This window comes from Streptomyces sp. DvalAA-14, assembly GCF_900091855.1.
Classification (GTDB): Bacteria; Actinomycetota; Actinomycetes; order Streptomycetales; family Streptomycetaceae; genus Actinacidiphila.
On sequence record NZ_FMCH01000222.1, the window covers coordinates 1 to 5,881 of the forward strand.

The 5,881-nt window shown below is 71.5% G+C and carries 5 protein-coding genes; all 5 read left to right on the forward strand.

The genetic code is table 11. From position 1 onward, the window contains the following. Position 1 precedes the first annotated feature (1 nt). The gene (locus GA0115240_RS11655) at positions 2–862 is read left to right on the forward strand and encodes a carbohydrate ABC transporter permease (protein ID WP_237554798.1); all 861 of its coding nucleotides are present in this window, start codon (positions 2–4) and stop codon (positions 860–862) included. After that, positions 859–1,722, forward strand: a complete 864-nt coding sequence (locus GA0115240_RS11660; RefSeq protein WP_093736606.1) for a carbohydrate ABC transporter permease — start codon at positions 859–861, stop codon at positions 1,720–1,722. Before GA0115240_RS11655 ends, GA0115240_RS11660 begins: the two co-directional genes overlap by 4 nt. Before the next feature lie 74 nt (positions 1,723–1,796). Continuing rightward, positions 1,797–3,353, forward strand: a complete 1,557-nt coding sequence (locus GA0115240_RS11665) for a beta-N-acetylhexosaminidase (RefSeq protein WP_256069748.1) — start codon at positions 1,797–1,799, stop codon at positions 3,351–3,353. A gap of 79 nt (positions 3,354–3,432) precedes the next feature. Continuing rightward, on the forward strand, positions 3,433–4,848 hold the full coding sequence (locus GA0115240_RS11670) for a cellulose binding domain-containing protein (protein ID WP_093736607.1): 1,416 nt from the start codon (positions 3,433–3,435) through the stop codon (positions 4,846–4,848). Between the two features lie 139 nt (positions 4,849–4,987). Continuing rightward, positions 4,988–5,881: RNA polymerase sigma factor (locus tag GA0115240_RS11675; protein ID WP_141708804.1), on the forward strand; the 894-nt coding region annotated here is incomplete at its 3' end.

A 5,881-nucleotide genomic window follows, 5' to 3' on the forward strand; every position in this document is an offset into this window, starting at 1 on the left:
GCTGATCGCCCCGACCGTGCTGGGCGCGGCCTTCCTGCTGGTCTATCCGCTGATCCGCAACACGGTGATGTCCTTCCAGCACTTCGGTCTCGGCCAGCTGATCCGCGGCGGCGCGACCTGGGTCGGGTTCGCCAACTACCGCACGGTGCTGGGCGACAGCGAGTTCTGGACCGTGGTGCGGCGGACCGTGTGGTGGACCGCGCTGAATGTGGCGCTGATCATGCTGCTCGGCACGCTGGTCGCCCTGATGCTGGCCCGGCTGGGCCGGCGGATGCGGCTGGCGGTGATGAGCGCGCTGGTGCTGACCTGGGCCACGCCGGTGATCGCGGCCACCACCATCTTCCAGTGGCTGTTCCAGTCGCGTTTCGGAGTGGTCAACTGGCTCCTGGTCGAGCTGGGTTTCGACTCGTACCGCGACTACACCTGGTTCGCGCACGGCGGCGCCACCTTCGGCATCCTGGTGGCCCTGGTGGTCTGGCAGTCGGTGCCCTTCGCCGCGCTGACCCTCTACGGCGGGCTGACCACCATCCCGGCCGAGCTCTACGAGTCGGCCCGGATGGACGGCGCGAGCGGCCGGCAGACCTTCCGGCTGGTGACCTTCCCCATGCTGCGGCCGTTGTTCGCGCTGGTCACCTCGCTCGAAGTGATCTGGTGCTTCAAGTGCTTCACGCAGATCTGGGTGATCGGCCAGGGCGGCCCGAACGGCGCGACCACCACGCTGCCGGTCTACGCCTTCCAGATCGCCCAGTCGCTGCACAAGTACGACCTGGGCTCGGCGGTCTCCACGCTCACCGTGCTGATCCTGCTCGGGGCGCTGGTGTTCAACCTGCGCCGGATGTTCCGCCAGGAGGGCGCGCTGTGACCACCCCGACCCCGGTGCGGCAGTTCCGGCAGTTGCGGCGGCTGCGCCGGCTGCCGCTGAATCTGGCCGCGCTGCTGACGCTCGCCGTGACCGCATTCCCGGTCTACTGGATGCTGATCACCGCCCTGAAGCCGTCCGCCGACATCCAGTCCGACAACCCCTCCTTCCTGCCGCTGCACCCGACGCTGGCGCACTTCCGCAGCGCCGTGCACGCCGACGGCTTCGGGACCTTCTGGCGCAACAGCCTGACCGTCACGCTCGGCGCGGTGCTGATGTCGCTGGCGGTGGCGCTGCTGGCTTCCTTCGCGGTGGCGCGGATGCGCTGGCCGGGCCGGCGGGCCTTCATCCTGCTGGTGTTCACCGCGCAGATGGCGCCCTGGGAAGCACTGCTGATCCCGGTGTACGTCATCGCGCGCGACGCCGACATGCTCGACAAGCTGTCGACACTGACCCTGATCTACTTCATGACCACCCTGCCGTTCACCATCGTGACGCTGCGCGGGTTCCTGGCCGCCATCCCGGTGGAGTTGGAGGAGGCGGCCCAAGTGGACGGCTGCACCCGGCCGCAGGCCTTCCGCCGGATCACCTTCCCGCTGCTGGCACCCGGGCTGCTGTCCACCTCGCTGTTCGGCTTCATCACCGCCTGGAACGAGTTCGCCTTCGCCAACACGCTGATCATCACCCGGCAGGACGCGCGCACCCTGCCGGTGTGGCTGTCGTCCTTCAGCAATGTCTTCGGCACCGACTGGGGCGCCACGATGGCCGCCTCCACGCTGTTCATGCTGCCGGTCCTGCTGGTCTTCCTGCTGCTGCAGAACCGGGTCACCTCCGGAATGACCGCGGGCGCCGTCAAGGGCTGAGCCCCTGCCCGCGCGCCGCGCGCACCTGCCCGTCCCCTGCCCGCCGCTCCCCCGGCTCCCTGGAGACCACTGCCGTGATCATTCCGCACCCCACCCATCTGGCCCGGATCCCCGGCCGGTTCACCTTCGACGAGAGCACGACCGTACGGGCCGAGGGCGCGGCCGGGCCGGCCGCCGCGCTGCTGCGCACGCTGCTGGCACCGGCCACCGGGCTGCCGCTGCGGTCCTCCCCGGCCGGTCCGGTGGTGTTCGTGGTGGACCCCGAACTCGGCGGCCTCGGCGCGGAGGGCTACGGCCTGACCGTCGGCCCGGACGCGCTGCTGCTGCGGGCCGCCCGCCCGGAGGGCCTGCTACGCGGGGTGCAGACGATCCGCCAGCTGCTGCCCGCCGAGGCGCTGTCGCCGCGGCCGGTGGCCGACGTGCCCTGGCGGATACCGTGTGTGCAGGTCACCGATGTGCCGAGATTCGGCTGGCGGGGCATGATGCTCGATGTCGCCCGGCGCTTCCAACCGGTGTCCTTCCTGCGGCGGTTCGTGGATCTGCTGGCGCTGCACAAGCTGAACGTGCTGCATCTGCACCTCACCGACGACCAGGGGTGGCGGATGCCGGTGGCGGCGTATCCGCGGCTCACCGAGGTCGGCGGCACCCGGGCCCGCTCGATGCTCGGCCGGGCCGGCAGCGGCCGTTTCGACGCCGCGCCGCACTCCGGCGCCTACACCGCCGCCGAACTGCGCTCGCTGGTCGCCTACGCGGCCGAGCGCGGGGTGAGCGTGGTCCCGGAGATCGAGATGCCGGGGCACGCCAGGGCGGCGCTGGCCGCCTACCCGGGGCTCGGCAACTTCCCCGGGCGCCGGCTGGAGGTGTGGACCGAGTGGGGGGTGTGCGAGAACACCTTCGGCGTCCACGACGAGGTGCTGGAGTTCTGCCGGACCGTGCTCGGCGAGGTGCTGGACGTCTTCCCCTCCCCGTATGTGCACGTCGGCGGCGACGAGTGCCCGGTCACCGAGTGGGAGACCAGCCCCGAAGCGCTGGCGCGGACCGCCGAGTTGGGGCTGGCGGCGCCCAGGGCGCTGCACGGCTGGTTCCTCGGCCGGATCGGGGAGTTCCTGCTGGAGGCCGGTCGCCGGCCGCTGTGCTGGGCGGAGGACTCGGGCGTACTGCCGCCTCAGTTCACCGTGATGCCGTGGCGGGACGCCGGTCACGGACTGGCCGCCGCACGGCGCGGCCACCCGGTGGTGATGGCGCCGCACCGGGCCACCTATCTGGACTATCCGCAGTCCGACGATCCCGGCGAACCGCTCGGCCAGGCGGGGGCGGTGGTCGATCTGCGGGCCGTGCACGCCGCGGAGGCCGCGCCGCCGTCCTGGGAACCGGCCGCCGCGGCCCGGGTGCTGGGCACCCAGGCCCAGGTGTGGACCGAGTTCGTCCGTACCCCCGAGGAGATCGAGTACCTGGCCTTCCCCCGGCTGTGCGCGCTCGCCGACCGGGCGTGGAACCCGGCGAGCGACTGGGCCACCGACTTCCTTCCCGCACTCCAGCACCACGAGGCCCGCCTCGCCGCGCTGGGCGTCACCCACCGGGCCGTCGGGATCCCCCGCCGAGGTCCGCTGCCGAGCACCACCTCTCACTGAAGTCCCCGAAGAAATCCCACTGTTGAAAGGGATCACCGTGTCAGGAAAGATCCGCGCATCCGCCAGGGTCCGCACCGCGATGGCGGTGTGCACCGCGGCCGGCCTCGCCTGCGCCGCGCTCACCGCGCTGCCCGCGTCCGCGGCGCAGGACTCGCTCAGCGCCCAGTACCGGACCAGCGCGTCCGGGGCCACCGCCGACCAGGTCGAGCCGTGGCTGGAGGTCACCAACACCGGAACGACATCGGTGCCGTTGAGCCAGGTCACCGTCCGGTACTACTTCAAGTCCGACGGCCCGAGCGTCAGTTACCGCTTCGCCTGCTCGTGGGCGGTCAAGGGCTGCGCCAACGTCACCGGTACCTTCGGCACCCTCGCCAACCCCACCGCGACCGCCGACCGCTACCTGGAGATCGGCTTCACCGCCGGCGCGGGCTCGCTGGCCGCGGGCCAGAACACCGGCGACCTCCAACTGCGCTTCTACCGCGCCGACTGGCAGACGATCACCCAGTCCGACGACTACTCCTTCAACGGCGCCCAGACCTCGTACGCCAACTGGTCGAAGGTGACCGTGCAGGACAACGGCTCCCTGATCTGGGGCACCGCGCCGACCGGCAACAGCCCGACACCGCCCACCACCCCGCCCACCACCCCGCCGACCAGCCCGGGCGGTGGCGGCGGCACCGACCCCAACGCGCCGGCGATGTTCGACGACTTCAGCTACACCGCAAGCTCGGACGCGGCGATCCAGCAGCACGGCTGGACCGTCAAGTCCGGGCAGGGCGGCCCGGGCGTGGCCGGTGCCACCTGGTCGCCGCAGGACCTCACCTTCGTCACCGACGGCTCCACCAAGGTGATGAACCTCAAGCTGACCACCGACGGCACCGCGGCCGGCACCCGCGAGACGGAGATCCAGACCACCGCGCAGAAGTTCAAGAACGGCACCTACGCGGCCCGGGTCAAGTTCAACGACACCCCCACCGGCGGCCCGGACGGCGACCACGTCAACCAGACCTTCTTCACCTTCACGCCGCTGAACGCCCCGATGGACCCCAACTACAGCGAGCAGGACTTCGAGTACCTGCCCAACGGCGGCTGGGGCGAGACGCAGAACATCATGTACGAGACGTCCTGGGAGACGTACAACCCGGATCCGTGGAACGCGGTCAACGTCCACGGGCAGCAGTACGGGAGCCTGGACGGCTGGCACAATCTGCAGATCACCATCGACAACACCAGCATCACCTACTTCATCGACGGGCAGGTCGTGGCCACCCACGGCGAGCCGTACCTGCCCGAGGGCGGCCAGTTCATCGACTTCAACCACTGGCTGATCGACCTGGCCGGCCAGACCTCCACCACCTCCCGCTCCTACAACGAGCAGGTGGACTACGTGTACTTCGTCAAGGACCAGGTGCTGAGCCCGGCGCAGGTCCAGTCCGCGGTGTCCGGCCTGCGCGCGGCCGGCACCGCGTTCAAGGACACCGTCCCGTCGAGCTGACCGCGGTGCCCCGGGCCGCCCGCGCTCCCCTGGCCGGGAGGGCGGGCGGCCCGGCCGCGTGCCCGGACTTTCTGTTATCCGCAGGTCGTGGCACCGTCTCCTGTTCGAGGGCAGAGAACGGATACGAGATGGGGCTGTGATGCGCGCAGGCGATCGGGTCGGTCCGGACCCCGGGATGGTGGTCGCGGCTCGGGCAGGGGACCAGCGGGCGCTGGACCTGCTGGTCGCGGAGTGTCTCCCGCTGGTCTACAACATCGTCGGCCGGGCGCTGGACGGCAACGACGACGTGGACGACGTGGTGCAGGAGACGCTGCTGCGGGTGGTGCGCGGGCTCGGCGAGCTGCGCGACCCGGCGGCGTTCCGCTCCTGGCTGGTGGCGATCGCGGTACGCCAGGTGCGCGACCGCGAACAGGCCCGCAAGGCGTCCTGGCACCAGCAGACCGCGCTGGACACCGCCGAGCTGATACCCGACCCCGCCTCCGACTTCGCCTCGGTGACCATCCTGCGGCTGGGGCTGACCGACCAGCGCCGGGAGATCGCCGAGGCCACCCGCTGGCTGGAGCCCGACGACCGTACGCTGCTGGCCCTGTGGTGGCTGGAGGAGACCGGTGACATCGGCCGTTCGGAACTGGCCGACGCGCTCGGGCTGAGCCGGCAGCACGCGGCGGTGAAGGTCCAGCGGATGAAGGAGCAGCTGGAGACCTCCCGGACGGTGGTGCGGGCGCTGGGCGCCGCCGAGCGGTGCGACGACCTGCGCCAGCTGGCCGGTGCCTGGGACGGTGTGCCCAGCCCGCTGTGGCGCAAGCGCTTCGCCCGCCATGTGCGCGGCTGCGAGACCTGCGGCCGGGTCGGCGGTGTGCTGATGCCGATGGACCGGCTGCTCAGCGGGCTGCCGATGCTGCCGGTGCCGATCGGCGCCGCCTTCGCCGTGCCGCACCCGGGTCTCGGCCCGATGCCCGCGCACTCCGCCGCACCCCCCGTACCCTCCTCCCAGGCCGCTCCCCCAGCGGCCCCGCGCACCGCTCCGCACCCC